The organism is Mesorhizobium sp. P170090 (assembly GCF_057786115.1).
The window spans coordinates 4,786,253-4,804,452 of sequence record NZ_JBYNWH010000001.1 but is presented as its reverse complement, the minus strand read 5'-3'; the positions used below and the strand labels follow the sequence as shown (position 1 = coordinate 4,804,452).

The 18,200-nt window shown below is 63.5% G+C and carries 16 protein-coding genes; 6 read left to right on the top strand and 10 right to left on the bottom strand.

The window, feature by feature from the left end; translation table 11 throughout:
* Positions 1-113: 113 nt before the first annotated feature.
* On the bottom strand, positions 114-1,394 hold the full coding sequence (locus AC3EML_RS23330) for an acetylornithine deacetylase/succinyl-diaminopimelate desuccinylase family protein (RefSeq protein ID WP_023706064.1): 1,281 nt from the start codon (positions 1,392-1,394) through the stop codon (positions 114-116).
* Positions 1,395-1,616: 222 nt separating this feature from the next.
* On the opposite strand from AC3EML_RS23330, the gene AC3EML_RS23325 reads away from it, so the two are divergent.
* Entirely contained in the window at positions 1,617-2,048 is a 432-nt protein-coding gene (locus AC3EML_RS23325) for a L,D-transpeptidase (protein WP_023681747.1), read from the top strand.
* A 13-nt stretch (positions 2,049-2,061) separates the two neighbouring features.
* Here the strand turns inward: AC3EML_RS23325 and AC3EML_RS23320 are convergent, their stop codons facing one another.
* From AC3EML_RS23320 to AC3EML_RS23290, 7 genes are all read right to left on the bottom strand, one after another.
* A complete protein-coding gene (locus AC3EML_RS23320) occupies positions 2,062-3,069 on the bottom strand; it encodes a lipid A biosynthesis lauroyl acyltransferase (RefSeq protein WP_031196351.1) in 1,008 nt (335 codons plus the stop codon).
* Positions 3,070-3,073: 4 nt separating this feature from the next.
* The gene (locus tag AC3EML_RS23315) at positions 3,074-4,102 is read right to left on the bottom strand and encodes a zinc-binding dehydrogenase (protein WP_023815478.1); all 1,029 of its coding nucleotides are present in this window, start codon (positions 4,100-4,102) and stop codon (positions 3,074-3,076) included.
* Positions 4,103-4,138: 36 nt separating this feature from the next.
* On the bottom strand, positions 4,139-5,410 hold the full coding sequence (locus AC3EML_RS23310) for a beta-ketoacyl-ACP synthase (protein WP_023706061.1): 1,272 nt from the start codon (positions 5,408-5,410) through the stop codon (positions 4,139-4,141).
* A 42-nt stretch (positions 5,411-5,452) separates the two neighbouring features.
* Positions 5,453-6,646, bottom strand: a complete 1,194-nt coding sequence (locus tag AC3EML_RS23305) for a beta-ketoacyl-ACP synthase (RefSeq protein ID WP_023735253.1) — start codon at positions 6,644-6,646, stop codon at positions 5,453-5,455.
* Between the two features lie 55 nt (positions 6,647-6,701).
* On the bottom strand, positions 6,702-6,983 hold the full coding sequence (locus tag AC3EML_RS23300) for an acyl carrier protein (protein WP_010909964.1): 282 nt from the start codon (positions 6,981-6,983) through the stop codon (positions 6,702-6,704).
* 209 nt (positions 6,984-7,192) lie between these two features.
* Entirely contained in the window at positions 7,193-7,741 is a 549-nt protein-coding gene (locus tag AC3EML_RS23295; RefSeq protein WP_023670442.1) for a histidine phosphatase family protein, read from the bottom strand.
* A gap of 99 nt (positions 7,742-7,840) precedes the next feature.
* Positions 7,841-10,891 carry a caspase family protein gene (locus AC3EML_RS23290; protein ID WP_352520519.1) on the bottom strand — a complete coding sequence of 1,017 codons (3,051 nt, stop codon included), beginning with the start codon at positions 10,889-10,891 and terminating at the stop codon, positions 7,841-7,843.
* A 143-nt stretch (positions 10,892-11,034) separates the two neighbouring features.
* Here AC3EML_RS23290 and AC3EML_RS23285 point away from each other — a divergent pair, with 143 nt between their 5' ends.
* The 3 genes from AC3EML_RS23285 to AC3EML_RS23275 all read left to right on the top strand — a co-directional run bounded on the left by AC3EML_RS23285 (position 11,035) and on the right by AC3EML_RS23275 (position 14,913).
* Positions 11,035-11,985, top strand: a complete 951-nt coding sequence (locus tag AC3EML_RS23285; RefSeq protein ID WP_023735255.1) for an AEC family transporter — start codon at positions 11,035-11,037, stop codon at positions 11,983-11,985.
* Between the two features lie 251 nt (positions 11,986-12,236).
* The gene (locus AC3EML_RS23280; RefSeq protein WP_023670445.1) at positions 12,237-13,694 is read left to right on the top strand and encodes an NAD-dependent succinate-semialdehyde dehydrogenase; all 1,458 of its coding nucleotides are present in this window, start codon (positions 12,237-12,239) and stop codon (positions 13,692-13,694) included.
* Positions 13,695-13,887: 193 nt separating this feature from the next.
* On the top strand, positions 13,888-14,913 hold the full coding sequence (locus tag AC3EML_RS23275) for an aldose epimerase family protein (protein WP_023681740.1): 1,026 nt from the start codon (positions 13,888-13,890) through the stop codon (positions 14,911-14,913).
* Between the two features lie 9 nt (positions 14,914-14,922).
* On the opposite strand, the gene AC3EML_RS23270 is transcribed toward AC3EML_RS23275, so the two are convergent.
* On the bottom strand, positions 14,923-15,843 hold the full coding sequence (locus AC3EML_RS23270) for a sugar kinase (RefSeq protein WP_352520518.1): 921 nt from the start codon (positions 15,841-15,843) through the stop codon (positions 14,923-14,925).
* A 154-nt stretch (positions 15,844-15,997) separates the two neighbouring features.
* Between AC3EML_RS23270 and AC3EML_RS23265 the strand changes: the two genes are divergently transcribed.
* Positions 15,998-16,441 (top strand): FixH family protein, encoded by a 444-nt coding sequence (locus AC3EML_RS23265; protein ID WP_023696485.1) that lies wholly within the window; start codon positions 15,998-16,000, stop codon positions 16,439-16,441.
* 4 nt (positions 16,442-16,445) lie between these two features.
* Positions 16,446-17,645 (top strand): cytochrome-c peroxidase, encoded by a 1,200-nt coding sequence (locus tag AC3EML_RS23260; protein WP_023696486.1) that lies wholly within the window; start codon positions 16,446-16,448, stop codon positions 17,643-17,645.
* 1 nt (position 17,646) lies between these two features.
* On the opposite strand, the gene AC3EML_RS23255 is transcribed toward AC3EML_RS23260, so the two are convergent.
* Positions 17,647-18,099, bottom strand: coding sequence for an Lrp/AsnC family transcriptional regulator (locus AC3EML_RS23255; protein WP_352520517.1), 453 nt, complete (start codon positions 18,097-18,099; stop codon positions 17,647-17,649).
* Between the last annotated feature and the right edge of the window lie 101 nt (positions 18,100-18,200).

Sequence of the window (18,200 nt, the reverse complement as noted above, 5' to 3'; positions counted from 1 at the left end):
TCCCAAATGCTCGAACCCTGGTGCGATAGAAGCGTGATTTCGAGGTGGAGTAAATTGCGTTTCGTGCTCCGCAGCGGCGCGGGGAGGAATGTTTTTTCAGCGAAGTCGATGGTTCAGTCCGCGGCCGTGCCCCTAAGCAGCACATTCAGCCCAATCGCCATCACCTTGGCCGACTCCACCATATCAGAGATACCGACCCATTCGTCGGGCCGGTGGGCGAGGTCCAAAATGCCCGGGCCATAGGCGATGCAATCATAGATGTGGCCGATGCGGGCGATGTGCTTCTGGTCGTAAGTGCCTGGTGAAATGACATAATCCGGCTCACGGTCGAAGATCGCCATGATGCCTTGCGCCACCGCCTTGACCACCGGCGCGTCGCGCTCGGTCATCAGCGGCAGCACCTCCATCAGGTCGCGAATCTCGTAGTCGAACTTTTTGCGCTCGCGCTTCAGCCGGTCGAGGATATCGGTCACCTCGCTCTTGACCGTGGCAAGGTCCTCCTCGAGCAGGAAGCGGCGGTCGATGGTCAGCCGGCAGGCGTCGGGCACGTTGGGTGAGGGCAGGCCGGGGCGGAAATCCTCGGTCTGGCCGCCATGGATCGAGTTGATGTTCATGGTCGAGCGCTTTGCGCCTTGGGGCACGACAGGCATGCGCGTCACCTTGCGGTCGAGCGCCGGAAACAGTTCATCCTCGAAGGCCTGCAGCACGGCGCCCATGTGGCGCACCGCATTGTCGCCGAGGAACGGCATCGAGCCATGCGCGATCTCGCCCTTGGTCTCGATCTCCGCCCACCAGACGCCGCGATGGCCAAGACAGATGCGGTCCTTGTTCAGCGGCTCCGGGATGATGACGTGGTCGACCTTGGGTTTCGAGAAATAGCCAAGCTTCGCCAGATGGGCGACGCCGCCGAAGCCGCCGGACTCCTCATCGACCGTGCCCGAAATTTCGATGGCGCCGGGAAAGTCGGGGAATACCTCCATGAAGGCTTCCGCCGCGATGATCGAGGCGGCCATGCCCCCTTTCATGTCGCAGGCGCCGCGGCCGTAGACCTTGCCGTCCTTCACCACCCCGGCAAAGGGATCGACGCTCCAGCCTTCGCCGGCTTCGACCACATCGATGTGCGAGTTGAAATGGACACAGGCTCCAGGCGAGCGGCCGTCGAAGCGGGCGACGACATTGACGCGGGGATAGCGGTCGGTGTCGCCGGGCGTGCCTTCGGCGCGGATGAATTCGGTTTCGAAGCCAAGCCTGCCTAGGCGCGCACCGATATATTCGGCGCAGGGGCGATAGGCTTCGCCAGGCGGGTTGATGGTCGGGAAGCGGATCAGGTCGGCGGTCAGTGCGACCAGGTCATCAACACGGGCGTCTATCGCTTTGAAGAGTCGTTTGTTCATTCCCGGATTTGAGCAGGCAAGGGGGTGGTTTTGCAAGCATCGCGCCACTGGCGCCGAAACTTCGTGTCGCAGCGGCAACTATGGCGGAAAATCGTTCAAATTCGCTGCTTTAGATTGGCGAATTTATCAAGGAGTGTGTGTTAGATCACTCACCTGTCGTTAAAAAGATGAAAAACCGCGTGATGACAGGGCAGGCAAGGGGCATCAAAGGGGTTTGATCTCATGACTAAAATCGTTCTCATGGCAGCTGCTTTTGCGGCGATGCTGTTCGGCACGTCCATCGAAAGCAGGGCTGCCTCGCTGGTGGCCAGCATCGACGTCTCGTCGCAGACCATGACCGTCAGCCAATACGGCCAGGTGCTTTATCGCTGGAGCGTGTCGACCGCCCGCAGTGGCTATTTCACGCCGCGCGGCACCTATCGGCCGCAACGCACGGCGCGGATGTGGTATTCGAAGAAATACCACATGTCGCCAATGCCTTACTCGGTGTTCTTCCATGGCGGCTACGCCATCCACGGCACCGGCGCGGTCAGGCAGCTAGGGCGTCCGGCATCGCATGGCTGCGTGCGGCTGCACACCGCCAATGCCGCGATGTTCTATGCGATGGTGCGCGAAGTCGGCTTCGGCAATACGCGGATCGTTGTGACGAACTGAGGCTTTCGACGACTTAAGATTGACGCTGCCCCTGGCCGGTGGCGTTGGCCTGTCCGCGCCGGCGGCGACGCCGGCCTGAGATTTCCCACCTTTTGTGGAACCACATCCACTGTCCCGGATCTTCGCGCACCCAGCGCTCGACCACGTCGGCGAGCAGTTGGGTGGTGGCCGCGACATCGACGCTGCCGCTTTCATTGCGCGGCAAGGTCAGCTTGTCCTCGATCTCGAGGCGGAAGCGGTTGCCTGGCAGCCGCACACATCGCGCCGGATAGACGTCGCAATCATAGTGACGGGCGAGCATGCCCAGAACCGGATTGCTCTGGCATGGGCGATTAAAGAAGATCGTCTCCAGTCCGCTGGAGAATTTCTGGTCGACCAAAACGCCGATATTGCCGCCTTTCTCCAGAATCGACGCCAACGCGAAGGAGGCGCCGGTCGAAGACGGCAGCAAGGCGCCCATGCTCGAACGCCGCGTCGAATGGATATAATCGGCGAGGTAGGGATTGTTCGGCGGACGAAACAGCGCCGTGATCTTCATGCCGAACGTCGCGGCAGCCACCGGCAGCAATTCAAAATTGCCGAGATGGCCGGTGAACAGGATATGCGGTTTGTCCTCGCCAGCTATCTGATGGAAATGATCGGCGCCACCGACTTCGACGCGGCCGGGCGTCGCTGCGTTCGGATCATAGTCGAAGAGGGCGTCAAGAAAGATGTATTCGGCGGCGAGCCGGGCCATGTTGCCCCACATGTCGGAGGCGATGGCCTCGATCTCGACATCGCTCTTTTCGGGATAGGCAAGGCGCAGATTGTTGATGGCGACACGGTGGCGCCCGACCCACGGACCGATGCGCCGTGCCGCCCGGTCGGCGAAATTGAGCGCCCTGTCCGCGGGCAAGAGGCGCAGCAGCGAGATGATCGTCATCGCCACGCGCGCCACCAGCCAGTGCTCCATCTGGCGCAGTCTTCGGCCATAGCGGAACATGAAGTCCCGGCGGGCTTTCTTGAACACCTTGCCGACCATAGTCCTAAGAAACGCGCAGGATGATCTTGCCGAACACGTCGCGGCCTTCCATGCGCTTCAACGCGGCGTCGATGCCGTCGAAGCCGACTTCGGTGTCGATGACAGGTGCGACCTGTCCCGCCGCCATCTTCTGCATGGCGTTGGCCATGTTCTCCATGCGGCAGCCGAAGGACCCAAGCAGCTTCAGCTGCTGCTGGAACAGCTGCATCAGATTGATCTGCGTCGACACGCCGGAGGTCGAGCCGCAGGTGACCAGGCGGCCGCCGCGCTTGAGGCACAGCATCGAGGCGGCAAAGGTGTCGGCGCCGACATGTTCGAAGACGACGTCGACGCCCTTCTTCCTGGTGAGCTTGCGCACGACGCCTTCGAAACGATCGTCGCGGTAGTTGATGACATGGTCGGCGCCGAGCGCCTTGGCCTTGTCGATCTTGTCGTTGGAACCGACCGTGGTGATGATGGTGCAACCCATGCGCTTGGCCAGCTGGATCGCCGCCGAGCCGATGCCGGAGCCGCCGGCATGGATGAGGATGGTTTCGCCGGGCTGCAGCTTGGCATTGTCGAACAGCATGTGCTCGACGGTGCCGAAGGTGACGGGGGCGACAGCCGCGCCGACATCGGTCACGCCGGGAGGAGCAGGGACCAGCAGGCGCGCCGGCAGGTTGATCTTCTCCTGGGCAAAGCCGTCGAGATGGAAGCCGTGGACGCCCGAGACATGTTCGCAGAGATTGTCGCGGCCTTCGCGGCAGGCGCGGCAAAGGCCGCAGGTGCGCGCGCCGTAGATCGACAGCAATTGTCCGGGCAGCAGGCTGGAGACGCCGGGGCCGACAGCTTCGACCTCGCCGGAGGCTTCGGCGCCGACGACCAGCGGCAGCTTACGCTTGGCGAAGGCCATGCCACGCCAGCCCCAGACGTCGATATGGTTCAGCGCCACCGCCTTGATGCGCAGCGTGACTTCGCCCAATGCGGGGGGCGGCGGGGGCGGCAGGTCCACCGTTTCAAGACGGCGGTCCTCGATAAGTTGCAGTGCGCGCATGGAGCCTGTCAGTTCAGTCTGGCTGAAAAAGGTCGCTTAGACCGGTTCCCGCGCCATGACAAGGCAAGTGTTCTGGCCGCCGAAGCCGAACGAGTTCGAGAGCACGGTGCCGACTTCGGCATTGCGCTTCTTGTTGGGCACCACGTCGAGCACGATTGCCGGGTCGGGATTGTCGTAGTTGATGGTCGGCGGAATGACGCTTTCGCGCATGGTCATCAGCGAAAACGCCGCTTCGACAGCACCCGCCGCCGACAGCGTGTGGCCGATCATCGACTTGTTGGACGAGACCGGCATCGAGCCGATGCGATCGCCGAACACGGTCGACAGCGACAGATGCTCCATCTTGTCGTTTTCCGGCGTCGAGGTGCCGTGAGCGTTGACGTAGTCGATCTCGTCCTTGCTCAGGCCGGCATCCGCAAGGGCGGCGCGGACTGCTGCGATCGCCGGGGAACCGTCGGGCTTGGAACGGGTGCGATGGAAATCGTCGGCCTTTTCACCGCAGCCGCGCAGGATGCCGAGAACGCTGGCGCCCCGGGCAAGGGCTGCCTCAAGCGATTCCAGCACCAGAGCGCCGGAGCCTTCGGCCAGCACAAAGCCGTCGCGGTCCTTGGAGAAGGGTTTTGACGCCTTTTCAGGGATGTCATTGTGGGTCGACAGCGCCGAGAGCAACGAAAAGCGGATCAGCGCCTCGGCGGTTGCCGAACCGTCGGCGCCGATGGACAGCGCCCGGTCGCATTCGCCGCGGCGGATCGCTTCGACGCCGAGCTGGATGGCGGTGGCGCCCGAAGCGCAGGCCGTCGACAGTGTGATCGGCAGGCCGCGCGTGCCAAAGCGGTCGGCCAGCCGGTCGGCGATCGCGCCGAACTGCGTGCTTGCGAACGTATCTGTTTCCTTCAGCCCGCGCGCCACCCTGAGCAGCCTTTCGGCGCCGGCGCCTTTGCCGTCGGAATTGTAGAGCGCGAAGCGGTCGTGCCAGTCGAGTTCGACCGGCGGCGAGGCGAGGAACAGAGGCCCGCCAAAATCAGAGGAATCGAGGCCGGATTCGGCCACCGCCTCATTCGCGGCGGTTTCGGCCAGTTCGTAGGTCAGCAGGCTGGCGCCTTTCGAGCTTGAGTCGAGGAAATCGACCATGCCGGAGATGCGGGTGTTGAGGTGGTCGACGGGAAAGCGGGTGATCGGGTGGATGCCCGATTTGCCGGAGGTCAGTGCCGCCCAGTTATCGGCCTTGCCGATGCCGAGCGACGTTACCACACCGATGCCGGTGACGGCGACGATCGGCCTGCCCATGTGATCTCTGAGATTGGCCATCCGGAACCTCTTAACTTTGCAGCATGATCGCGCAGCGCTGCTTCAAGCAGCAGCGTTGACCAGAGCCATGCCCTCGAATTGGTGATAGCCGATCGCCGTTGCGAGCACGGTTTCGGGAATGCCTTCGAACGGCTTCTCGGCCGCGGCGTCGAATACTGGGTAGGCGGCCTTGCGGTCAACGGCCAGGGCGGCGAGGGCGACCGCGAATGGAAACTGCGCTTCCTTCATATGCCCGGTCAGCGTGGCGAAGCCGCGCGCCGATATCGCCGGATTGGCATCCAGCGCTGACTTTTCGGCTGACGTTGCGGTATGCGCGCCGGAGGCGCCCGACAGGGCAAGCAGCTTGCCGCTTGGGAGAGTTGCCTGTTTGAGCAGTGTCGCGATCTCGGCGTCAAGCTCGCCGCGCGAGCGCCGGGCGCGGCCTGAGACGACCGGTCCGAGCTCGGCATAGATTTTCCGCCCACGGCTTTGCGCGTGTTCGCGCTGCTCCAGCACCAGGAACGCGCCGCCGGAGCCGGAGACCAGGCCGCCGCCCTCGGCGCCCTGTCTCTGCCAGACCGGCTTCCATGGGCCGCGATGCAGATAGCCGGCCAATTCATAGCCGAGCAGCATGTCGGAATGTTCGGTCTGGAAGGCGCCACCTACCAGTATGTGGGTCGACTGTCCGGAGCGGATGCGCGCCGCGGCGGTCTCGACGGCGGCGACGCCGGCACCTTCCTCGCCCATGAAGGTCCTCGACGATCCCGTCACCTTGTGGACGATGGAGATGTTGCCGGCGAGCAGATTGGAGAGCTGGGCCAGGAAAAGCGTCGGCCGCAATTCGGTGGTCAGCTTCTCGTTGAGCAGCACGTCGCGGTCGTTGCGGCTCTCGGACGCGGCGAGGATGGCGGCATCGACCGCCTCGTCCCGCTCGCCGCCGCCGGCAGCGACAACCATGTCCATGGTCGTGCAGAGTTCGTCATTGCCCTTGATGCCGGCGTCGTCCAGCGCCATGCCGGCGGCATAGGTGCCCAGCCGCTGCCAGGTTTCCATCTGCCGCTGGTCGCCGCGCTTGGCGATCTGCAGGTTCCAGTCGATCTCCGGCAGGGGATGCACGGTGTAGGGCCCAAAGCGCGCGGCTTCGAGCACCGGCTCCAGGCCCGGCTGCGCCAGCTTCTGCCAGTGGGTATCCGGACCCTCTCCCAGCGAGGAGACAAGGCCGATACCGGTGATGACGACGTCGCGAGGGCTGCTCATGAGCGGCTTTGTGGGTCAGGCGGCGCAGCCCGTCAAGGCCGCGCGCTTGCCGATATCAGGCGGTCTTGGCGGCGACCAGCGCGTCGATCTTGGCGCACAGGTTCTTCATGACGAAGTAATCGTCGGTCGAAGCCTTGCCGTCATTGACTTCCTGGGTCCACTTTTCCAGCGGCACCTTGATGCCGAATTCCTTGTCGATGGCAAAGACGATATCGAGGAAATCGAGACTGTCGATGCCGAGATCGTCGATCGTGTGGCTCTCGGGAGTGATGGTATCGATGTCGATCTCGCTGGTGTCGGCAATGATCTTGGCGACTTTGTCGAACGTGGTGGACAAGGGCTCTTCCTTCGGTTGCGGGCGGAATCTGTCCGCATCTGGTTTGGGCGCTGTCTAATCGGTTTTTCCCGGCAGGAAAAGGCCTGATGCGCCGGGCGCAGATGGGATGGCCTTCCCATAAAGACAAGAAGGGCCGCCCGACAAGCCGGCGGCCCTCCCAGTTGACGTTACGTCAGCTCAGTTTTCACGGAGCTTGACCACTGGCTTTCTCAGAACGTGACGCGGCCGAGCACGCGCAAGCCATCGCCCTGCGGCTCGACCACCACCGCTTCGCCCTCGCGCGGCGAGACGCCGGTCAGCGCGACGATGTTTTCGAGATGCGTGACCATGACCAGATTGTCGGAACCGGTGTAGGCGCGGATTTCCTTCATCACCGCGTCGAGCTGCGCGGCCTTCTCGGTCGGATCGCTCCTCAGGAGGTCGAGCGGCGCAAAAAGCTCCGGCTCCGCCTCGAAGGCGATGCGGGCAGTGTCGAGGCAGCGGCAATAGCGGCTGGACAGCACCCGCTCGATGGGGGCGGCGCGGGCGCCGAACAAGGCGCCGATCTTGCTCGCCTGCTGCTTGCCGCGCGCCGATAGGTTGACCTGGGTGGCGCAGTTGTCGATGACGAAATTGGCGGGGTCGGTGGTGCCGGTGACCAGCGCGTGGCGAAGCAGCACGACATGGCCGCCGTCACGCAGCAGCGCCCAGCCGGCGTCGGTCGCGTGGGCGACGGCGGGAACAGCAAGCAGGAACAGCGACAGCACAAATCGAATCATCGAAACCTTTTCCGGGAGCCTGATGCCGCTCCGGTCATTCTGATATAGGGATCGGAAAGCCGGCACAAAGACAAGCGAAAGGCGAACCCTCGGTTCGCTTCACATTTTCGCCATTTGCTTCTTCGCCAGCTCGATCTTCTGATCGGTGAGCGGGATAGGGATCGTGTAGCCGGCTTCGGTGAAGCCCTGCTTGGCGTTCTCGAAGAATTCGATCGCCTTGAGATATTCCGGCTTGCCCGCGCCATAGCTGGCGCGGTTCCAGTGGACGTCGCCGATATTGTTCTGCTCGAAGGCCCACTGCAGCGGCTGACTTTCGCGCGTAAACACCTTCAGCGCCGCCGTGAACGCCGCTTCGGCGTCGTTGAGATATTTGTCGGTCCGCTGGAGATTGCCGAGATTGAGCAGGCTCATACCGATGCCATTTTGAGCGTTGGCCCAGTCGACCGGCGCGGCCTCGATGGTGAGTATTTCGAGCGCTGCCCGCCGCGCCGCAATCGAATCCTGCAGCGTCTTGGCATCGCCATTGCTCATGCTCAACCAGTGCAGCGTCGAGCCCAGGCCGGCCTGGGCCATTGCCCATTGCCGCGGGTTCGTCTCGCGCTTGTACTCGCGCAACGCATTGCCGTAGGCGTCGACCGCCTCGCTGTAATGCTCGGGCTTGTCGGTGACGCCGCCGAGAAGCTGCAGCGTGTTGCCGAGATTGTAGTAGCTCATCGCCCAGTCCTGCGGGAACTTCCGCCTGACATAGACCTGCCGTGCCGCCTGGAAGGCTGCCGCCGACTGTTCCAGCTTGGCCGCATCACGGGTGCGCTGACCAAGGGTCTGATAGATCGATCCAAGATTGTTCTGGGCTGACGCCCAGTCCATCGGGAAGCGCTTGCGGGTAAACACCGTCAGAGCGTCGTTGTAGGCAGCTGCAGCTTCTTCCAGCGTAGCCGTGCCCATATCGAAGCGGGCGATACCGCTCAGCGCATTGCCCAGGTTGAGGCGGCTGGTCGCCCAGGACACCGGGAAGGTTTCGCGGGTTCGCACTTCCAGCGCGGCGCGGAAAGCGTTGGCCGCCTCATTGATCTTGGCCTTATCGTTGAGCTGGATGCCAAGGGTGACCAGCGTGTTGCCGAGATTGTTCTCGATCATCGCCCATTCTACCGGCGCTTTTTCGCGCGTGTATTCCTCAAGCGCCAGCCGGTAGGCGGCTTCGGCCTGCTTAAGATGCTCGCCGGTGGGTTCGCGTTCGGAGAGCGCATAGAGGGCGAGGCCAAGATTGTTCTGCGAAGAGGCCCAGTCCAAAGGCAGCTTGTCGCGCGGGCGCCTCTCCAGCGTGGCGCGCATTGCCGCCACCGCATCGTTCAGGCGCTTGGGGTCGCTTTCGCGTTCGCCGATCTTCAGCAGCACATTGGCCAGGTTGTTCTGCGCAGCGGCCCAGTTGCGATCATCTTTCTCGCGCTCGAAAACGGCAAGCGAACCGCGGAAGATCTGCGCTGCCTCTTCCAGATGCGCGGTCTCGGTTTCGCGTTCGCCGATGGTTTGCAGCACGACCGCCATGTTGTTGCGAGTGATTGCCCAATCGCGGTTCTGTTCGCCATTGGGAATGAAGTTCAAGATGACATGATAGGCCTCGATGGAGTGCTGCAGCGCATCGAGGTCGCCGGTGGCGTAGCCATGAGCGTTCAACGCCTCGGCCTCCTGGTTCTTGTAGTTCCAGCGCAGCTTTTCGTCCCACTTCTCGACCAGCGAAAACGCCTTGGCGTAGTCGGTGGCGGCGGATTTGTAGTCGAAGACCAGCGCGGCGGCGTCGGCGCGTTTGGCATAGATGGCGGCGTCGGCGATGCGCTTTTGCCGGAGCAGGTCCTCGGCCTCATCCACCGCACCGCTGTTTTCCTCGATCCGGCCGACCGCGTCGTCGAGGAATTTGCGCGCCGTCACCATGGCGCCCTGGCCGATGGCCTTGTCGGCGGATGCGACCAGGCGACTGATCTCGGGATCGTCGGTGCGTAATGCGGCGCGCTCGGCCATCATCTTCTTCAGACGCTCGGCCTGGCTGTCCAGCACCTTCTGCAGGTCGTTGGGATCCTCAGGGATCTTTTCCGTGCCGAGCGCCTTGAGCACGCCGTAGAGCGCGTCAAGGGGCACGCCGTCCTGGAGAGAAGCCAACTCCACCTGAGCCCGTTTGGGATCGGGCAGGTCGGAAATGGTCAGCAGCAATTGCCGCCGCTCGCCGGTGATCAGCCCGTCGTCGCCGGTCGGTTCGGGCGGCGCGACGCCGAAATAGAGCAGGCGACGCAGGCTCTCGCTGACCCAGGGGCGCTGCTTTGCCTTGGTGTCGAGATAGACCTCCTCGGTTACCATGCGCATGACCGAGCCGAACTCGGTGCCTTTCATCGCGGTGAGGTGGCGCAGCAGGGCGGCGGCGTAGGGGCTGTTTTCGCCGGCGACGCCATCGAGCGCCGGTCGGCCCGGCTCGGCGGCGAAGCCGACCACGGTTCCCAGGCTGGCATCATCCACTGAGGCATCGGCGAGGGCTTTTGCGCCGCGCACCGGTTCCAGCCCGCCGGCGCCGACGGGCTCGGCGGAAGCCGTCGGCCCGCGTCGCACGACCGCGTCCGGCGGAAACGGGTTGGTGCGGCAGGCGTCAAGCAGCACGATCGTCACCGGCATGGTCTTTTTCAGCTCGTCCATGACGGCTGAAATCGGCACCAGCGCCTCACCAGCATTTTTCAACGACGAGACGTCGGCGTCGACCGGCACCAGATAGTTCTCGCCGCCGGCCTCGATGCCGTGGCCGGAATAATAGATGAAGGCTACGTCGGCGCCTTCGGCGTCCTCGACAAAGCGATCGAGATCGCGCTTCAGCTTGGCGGCATCGCGATCGGTGACGTTGCGGGCGTCGAAGCCGAGGTCGGTCAGCATCTTGGCCATGTCGCGGGCGTCGTTGGCCGGGTTGGCAAGGGCTGCGATGTGTTCGTATTTCGACTGGCCGATGATCAGCGCCACGCCCTTGAGACTTTTGGTCTCGGCGGCCTGGGCCTCAGATACGCCAAGGCAAAGCAGTATAACGACGAAAGCCGCCAGCCACCCCTGTCTGACCAGCCACCCCTGTCTGACCAGCCACTCCCGTCTGAAATGACGCTGTTTCGGCGTCGCGACCATTCTTTGTGTCCGCCCTAATGATCCCAAGCCTGTATAGCGCTGTCACCCGACCATGATCAAATTCAGGCGCCGGCCGGATCGAGGATCGATTTCTGAAGATCAGGGCGATTGCACTGCAATCCGGGCTCGCCTATCCCTGAAAAATGTCGCCGCTCACGGAAACCGTTCTTTTCGTCTTCAGCCTTGTCGCGCTCGGCTATCTCGCCGGGCTCACCGGCTATCTAAAGCCGGCGAGCGGCGAGGGTATCGCCGAGTTCGCCATCAACGTCGCGATGCCGCTGCTGCTGTTTCGGACGATGGTGAATTCGGATTTCCACGGCGTGGCGCCCTGGTCGCTGTGGGGTGCTTATTTCGCGGCGGTTGCAATGACATGGGCCGCCGGCCATCTGGTGACGACACGGATCTTCGGGCGGGACGCGCGCACCGGCATCGTCGGTGGAGTGTCGTCATCCTTCTCGAATGTGGTGTTGCTGGGCATTCCCTTCGTTCTCGGCGTATTCGGGTCCAGCGGATTCGAAGTGCTGTCGCTGCTCGTTTCCGTGCATCTGCCGACCATGATGATGGCTTCGATCATCATGTTCGAGATATTTGGCCGCGGCGGCAGCGAGCCCGTACACCCGCTGCGCATCATCCAGAGCTTTCTGAGAAGACTGTTCACCAATCCGTTGATCATCGGCATCCTGGCCGGGCTGGCATGGCGCCTCACCGGCGCGCCGCTGCCGAACCTTGCCATGCGACTGGCCGATGCGCTGGCTAACACCGCCGGGCCGGTGGCGCTGTTCGCCATGGGGCTCAGCCTGCGCCGTTTCGGCATTTCCGGTAACATCCGACCGGCGCTGGCGCTGTCGACGCTGAAACTGTTCCTGATGCCGGCGCTGGTGCTCGGCCTGGTCTGGCTGTTTGGCCTGCCGCCCTTGACGGCCAAAGTGGCGGTCGTGGTGGCGGCGCTGCCGTCCGGCATCAATTCCTATCTCATCGCCGTGCAGTTCAACACCGGCCAGGCGCTGGCGTCGAACCAGATGACCATCGCCACGGCAAGCGCGGTTGTTACAACCGCCTTTTGGCTGACGGTGGTGGTGCATGTCTTTGGGTAGGCTTGGTCTTCTGTAAGGCTGGTCTTTGGCAAGGCTGGTCTTTGACAAGGCTGCGGCCCAAACTAATTTACATGTGAATTTTCTCTGGCGTTGGGCTGGCCCAAAGCCTATATGCCATCTTGCAATTGCTTGCCGGGCTTGCCCTAGGTAAAGAGCAGTGGCTTCAGCGTGTCGGCTCCGCCGCCATTGTGCACGCTCGTTCAAGAGATCCAGGAAACCGGCCCGTCAGTGCGCCGAACGGAGGCTAGACCATGCTGCAGAAAACCAGCCATTTCATGCGCCAGGCCAATCTCATCAACGGCGAATGGGTGCAGGCCGACAGCGGCCAGACGGTCGACGTCAACAACCCGGCCACCGGTCTCAAGATCGGCACCGTGCCGAAGTCGGGCAAGGCGGAAACCCGCCGCGCCATCGAAGCCGCAAGCGAAGCCTTCAAGACCTGGCGCAAGACGACCGCGCTCGAGCGCTCGAAGCTGTTGCGCAAGCTGCATGACGCGATGATGGACAATCAGGATGTGCTGGCCGAACTGCTCACCATCGAGCAGGGCAAGTCGCTCGCCGAATCCAAGGGCGAGATCGGTTCGGCCGCCGCCTATATCATGTGGTTTGCCGAGGAAGGCCGCCGCACCTATGGCGATGTCGTGCCATCGCCATGGGGCGATCGCCGCATCCTGGTGACCAAGGAGCCGGTCGGCGTCATTGCCGCCATCACGCCGTGGAATTTCCCCTCCTCGATGCTTGCCCGCAAGCTTGGCCCCGCGCTTGCCGCTGGCTGCACCGCCGTGGTCAAGCCGGCCTCGCAGACGCCGTATTCCGGCCTTGCATGGGGCGCGCTCGCCGAGGAAGTCGGCTTCCCCAAGGGCGTCATCAACATCCTGACGGGTGCTGCCGGCGAAATCGGCGACGAGATCTGCGCCAATCCGCTGGTGTCGAAGATCACCTTCACCGGCTCGACCGAGATCGGCAAGCTGCTGATTCAGAAGTCGTCCGTCACCGTCAAGAAGGTCTCGATGGAACTCGGCGGCAATGCGCCGTTCCTGGTCTTCGACGATGCCGACCTCGATCGCGCCGTCGCCGGCGCCATCACCGCCAAATACCGCAATTCAGGCCAGACCTGCGTGTGCACCAACCGCTTCCTGGTGCAGGCCGGCATCTACGACAAGTTTGTCGAGAAGCTGGCCGCTGCCAGCAATGCGCTGAAGGTTGGCTCGGGCCTGGAAGAGGGCGTGCAGCAGGGACCGCTGATCGACGTGAAGGCGGTCGAGAAGGTCGAGGAATTCATCGCCGACGCCACGTCGAAGGGCGGCAAGGTCGTTGCCGGCGGCAAGCGCCACGCGCTTGGCGGCTCATTCTTCCAGCCGACCGTCATCGCCGATGCGAAGCCCGACATGCGCTTCATGAAGGAAGAGATTTTTGGCCCGATCGCCCCGGTGTTCAAGTTCGAGACCGAGGAGGAAGCCATTGCGCTCGCCAACGACACCGAGTTCGGCCTGGCCGCCTATTTCTACACCGGCGACCTCGGCCGCGCCTTCCGGGTCATGGAAGGCCTGAAATACGGCATGGTCGGCGTCAATGAAGGCCTGATCACCACGCCGGAAGCGCCGTTCGGCGGCGTCAAGGAATCGGGCCTCGGCAAGGAAGGCGGACATCAGGGCATCGAGGATTATCTCGACACCAAATATGTCTGCATCGGGGGTCTCGGCCTCTAAATCATTCACGGGCAGGGCAGGCCGCGCGCCTGCCCTTGCCAGACGACATTCAGCCGGACTGGAGCGGTTCAGCGTTTCACGGAAACGCCGAACCGCTCCAGTTCTTTGTTTTTTGCAATTCCGGACGGAAAACCGTTTCACACTTTTCCTGGAATTGCTCTAAGTCGACAGATCGATGAATTAGCATTTGGACATAGCGATGAAGGACGGCGAAGTCTTCGGCACGACGCAGGCAGGCGAACCCGTTCGCCGTTTCACCATCCGGGGCGGCGGCGTCAGCGCCAACATCATCGGGCTCGGCGCAATCATCCAGGATCTGCGGCTCGCCGGGCACGACGCGCCGCTGGTGCTGGGCTACGATCGCTTCGAGCCTTACGAGACTGACCGGGCCTTCTTCGGCGCGGTCGTCGGCCGCTATGCCAACCGCATCCGCGACGGCCGCTTCACCATTGCCGGCCAGCGCTACCAGACCGAGCGCAATTTCCTCGGCAAGCACACGCTGCATGGCGGCTCGGAGGGCTTCTTCCATCGGCCGTGGACGGTTTCGCTGCACGGCCGGGATTTTGTCACGCTGACCCTGCACGATCCTGAGGGCACGATGGGCTTTCCCGGCGCGCTCGACGTCACCTGCACCTACCGGCTGAAGATTCCCGGCACGCTCTCGATGGAACTGACCGCCACTTGCGAGGAGCCGACGCTGTGCAATCTGGCGCAGCATTCCTATTTCAATCTCGACGATGGCGGCGCCGGCGACATTCTCGACCACCGGCTGATGCTGAACGCCGGCGCCTATACGCCTGTCGATGGCGAGATGATCCCGACCGGCGTCGTCAAACCTGTCGACGGCACGCCCTTCGACTTCCGCCAGGCGCGGCCGCTGCGGATGGAAACGGAAGGCGAGCAGCTTCCCTACGACGTCAATTTCTGCCTGGCGTCAGCCCGGGGCCCGCTTCACCAGGTGGCGTGGGCGCAAGGCGCCAATTCCGGCGTCGAGATGGAAGTCTGGACCACCGAGCCGGGCCTGCAGCTTTACACCGGCCAGTATGTCGCGCCGACCTCGGGCGGCCTGGACGGACGGCGCTACAAGGCGTTTTCCGGCTTTTGCCTGGAAGCGCAGACCTGGCCCGACGCGCCGAACCGGCCCTATTTCCCGCAGGCCACGCTGTGGCCGGGCCAGATCTATCATCAGGTGACGGAATATCGTTTCAGGCTTCCCTAAGGTCTTAGACTAGCCCTCGAAAGCGGTTCTTAGAACCTCGAACGGCGCCAGCGCGCCTCGCACCTGCACGACAGCGGCGGCGACGCGATGCGCGCGCTGCACGGCATCCGCCGGGGCATGGCCGGCAAGCCGGGCGGCGAGATAGCCGCCATTGAAGGAATCGCCGGCGCCGGTGGTGTCGACCGGGGTGGCGACATGCTGGGCCGGAACCGGCTGCAGGGCTCCGCCAGTGGCGATCAGCGCGGGCTTCTCGCCATTCTTGACGACGACTTCGCCGACGAGTTTTCCGAACCGCTCGGCGGTCGCTTGCGATGCCGTGTCGCCAAACAGCATCTGCTCGTCGGGAAAGGTCGGCAGCGCGATGTCGGTGACGGCAAGCGCGTCGAGGATCGCGGCTTGCGCCTCCTCGCGGCTCTGCCACAGGCGCGGCCGGTAGTTGGGGTCGAAGGCGACGAGCGAACCGGCAGCCCGCGCCTTGGACACTTCCGCCAGCAACGTCTTGCGCGCGGCGGCATCCAGAATTGCCAAAGTGATTCCGGAAAAATACACAAGAGCCTGGTTTTCAAGGCTTTTTGCCAAGGCGGCCGGGTCCGAGGCGAGCCGCCTGGCCGCCGCGTCGCTGCGCCAGTAGGTGAAGGCGCGTTCGGCGCCGGTCAAGGTGATGGCGTAGAGGCCGGGCCGCGCGCCTGGGATGACCGGGCTGGCGCCGATGTCGATGCCGTTTTCGGCGAAGAACGAAATCTGGCCCTGCGAGAAGGGATCGTCGCCGAAGGCCGAGACATAGGTCGCCGGCCGCTCGCCGCTCAGCGCATGCAGCGCCCACAGCGTGTTGAACGTGTCGCCGGCAAAGCCCATGCGCCAGTTCGGCCCGGCCTGGCCGGACAGCTCGAGCATGCATTCACCGATCGAAGCGACGCCGTCTGCTGCCATGTATCTGTCTCCGGATCAGTTCGCTGCTGTAGCTTTTTGCGGCCGGCAGCGCCATGCTTGGCGGCGGCGGTTTTTTGCGCCAGAAGCGTTTTCCCACAGAAGCGGCGGGACGCGAATTGCTTCCCGAGACGTTATGCCCAGAAGAGGAACCGGTTTGGCATCGATATGGCGTTATCTTCTTGCGGGCGTTGGTCTGGCCGGCTTGCTGGCTGGCATATTGGCGATCGTCTATCTGACCGCGCCGCAGTCGGCGCCGGGCCCGGATATTTCGCGCTCGAAGAAGACGGCGAACGGCTTGTTTGTCGCCAGCATTCAGCCGGAACGCGGCGTTATCCGGCAAGGCGAACTGCAATCCTGGTTGCTGACCCTGAAGACGGTCAAGGGCGATTCCGTGGAAGGTGCGGCGATCTCGGTGTCCGGCGGCATGCCGCAGCACAATCACGGCTTGCCGACCAGTCCGCAGGCGACCGATTATCTTGGCGAGGGGCGCTACAGGATCGAGGGGCTGAAATTCACCATGAGCGGCGTGTGGCAGTTGCGCTTCGCCATTTCGGCGGCGGCCGGTTCCGACACGGTCGTCTTCAACGTGGTGCTGTGAGCGGATGAACGGCCTGTTGCGCCTTCTGGCATTGGCGGCGGTCGTGCTCGTTGCCGGCTGCGGCAAACCGGATTTTTCCGATGCCGAGAAGAAGACCATCGCTTCGCTGGCGCTGAACACCTTGCCGGCGCTCAAACCCGACACCACCAACCGGTTCGCCGACGTGCCGGCCGCCGCCGCCCTGGGCTCCACTCTGTTCTTCGATCAGGGGATGAGCCGTGACGGGAACGTATCCTGCTCGACCTGCCACAAGATCGACCGGCAATTCCAGGATGACCTGCCGCAATCCGTCGGCGTTGGCCGAACCAACAGGCGCTCGATGCCGCTGGCCGGCATTGCCCGCAATCCGTGGTTCTTCTGGGATGGACGGCGCGACAGCCTGTGGGCGCAGGCGCTGACGCCGCTGGAAAACCCGCTTGAGCAGGCGGGGAACCGCGCGGCCTTCGCGCATTACATCCAGAAGCGGTTCGGCGAGCGCTATGAGCGCATCTTCGGGCCACTGCCGGATCTTTCCGCCGTGCCGGCCAACGCCAGCCCGCTCGGCAATGAGGCCGAGCAGGCGGCGTGGAAGGCAATGACCGCGGCGCAAATGGACGACGTCAACCGCGTCTTTTCCAACATCGGCAAGGCGATCGCCGCCTTCGAACGGTCGATCGAACCGGCACAGACGCGCTTTGACCGCTTTGCCATCGATCTTGCGTCAGGCGCCAAGCCGAAAGCCGACGATGCCTTTTCGCAGGAGGAGATGCTCGGGCTGAAACTGTTCATCGGCAAGGCCAATTGCGTCACCTGCCATAACGGCCCGCGCTTCACCGACAACGCTTTCCACAACACCGGCGTGCGGCCGGTCAGGGATTTGCCATTGGATCGCGGCCGTTTCGATGCGGTGGCCCAGGTTCAGGCCGACCCATTCAACTGCTTCGGCGCCTTTCGCGATGGCGACGCCGGCGCCTGCGGAGAACTGCGCTTCATCGTCAAGGCAGCACCCGAACTGATGCGTGCCTACAAGACGCCGTCGCTGCGGGGCGCGGCGACACGGCCGCCCTATATGCATGCCGGACAGTTCTCCACGCTGGAGGAGGTGGTGGCGCACTACGCGAAGGCGGAGGCGGCCGTTGAAGGCACCTCCGAAGTGCACCCGTTGCAACTGTCGGACCGCGAACGCGCGGCGCTGGTGGCGTTTTTGAAGACGCTGTCGGAGTGAGCTAGCGATCCTTCACCGTCTCCATCGCCACGAAGGTCGAGGTCTGGGCGACGTGGGGGAGCGCCGAGATGCGCTCACCGAGAACACGGCGATAGGCGGCGATGTCGGTGGTACGGACTTTCAGGAGATAATCGAAGCTCGACGCCATCATGTGGCACTGCTCGATCTCCGGCACGGCCTGCACCGCGCGATTGAAAGCATCGAGCGCGGCCGAGCGTGTGTCCGACAATTTGACCTGGACGAAGGCGACATGACCTTCGCCCATGCGCTCGCGATCGATGATCGCCTGATAGCCCCTGATATAGCCGTCCTTCTCCAGGCGCTTCACCCGCGCCTGCACCGGCGTCTTCGACAGGCCGACCTTGCCGGCCAGTTCCGACATGGACAGCCGCCCGTCGCGCGCCAGCGCCGACAGGATGTTTCTGTCGAGGCGGTCCAATTGGTCTCCTGTCACGGATATCACAGTCCATCTGATAACAATTTAGCCGCATGATAGACCGCTCGGCCTGCCATGTCGATTTCTTTGGACCGGCCGAAAATGCGGCTCTGTGCTAG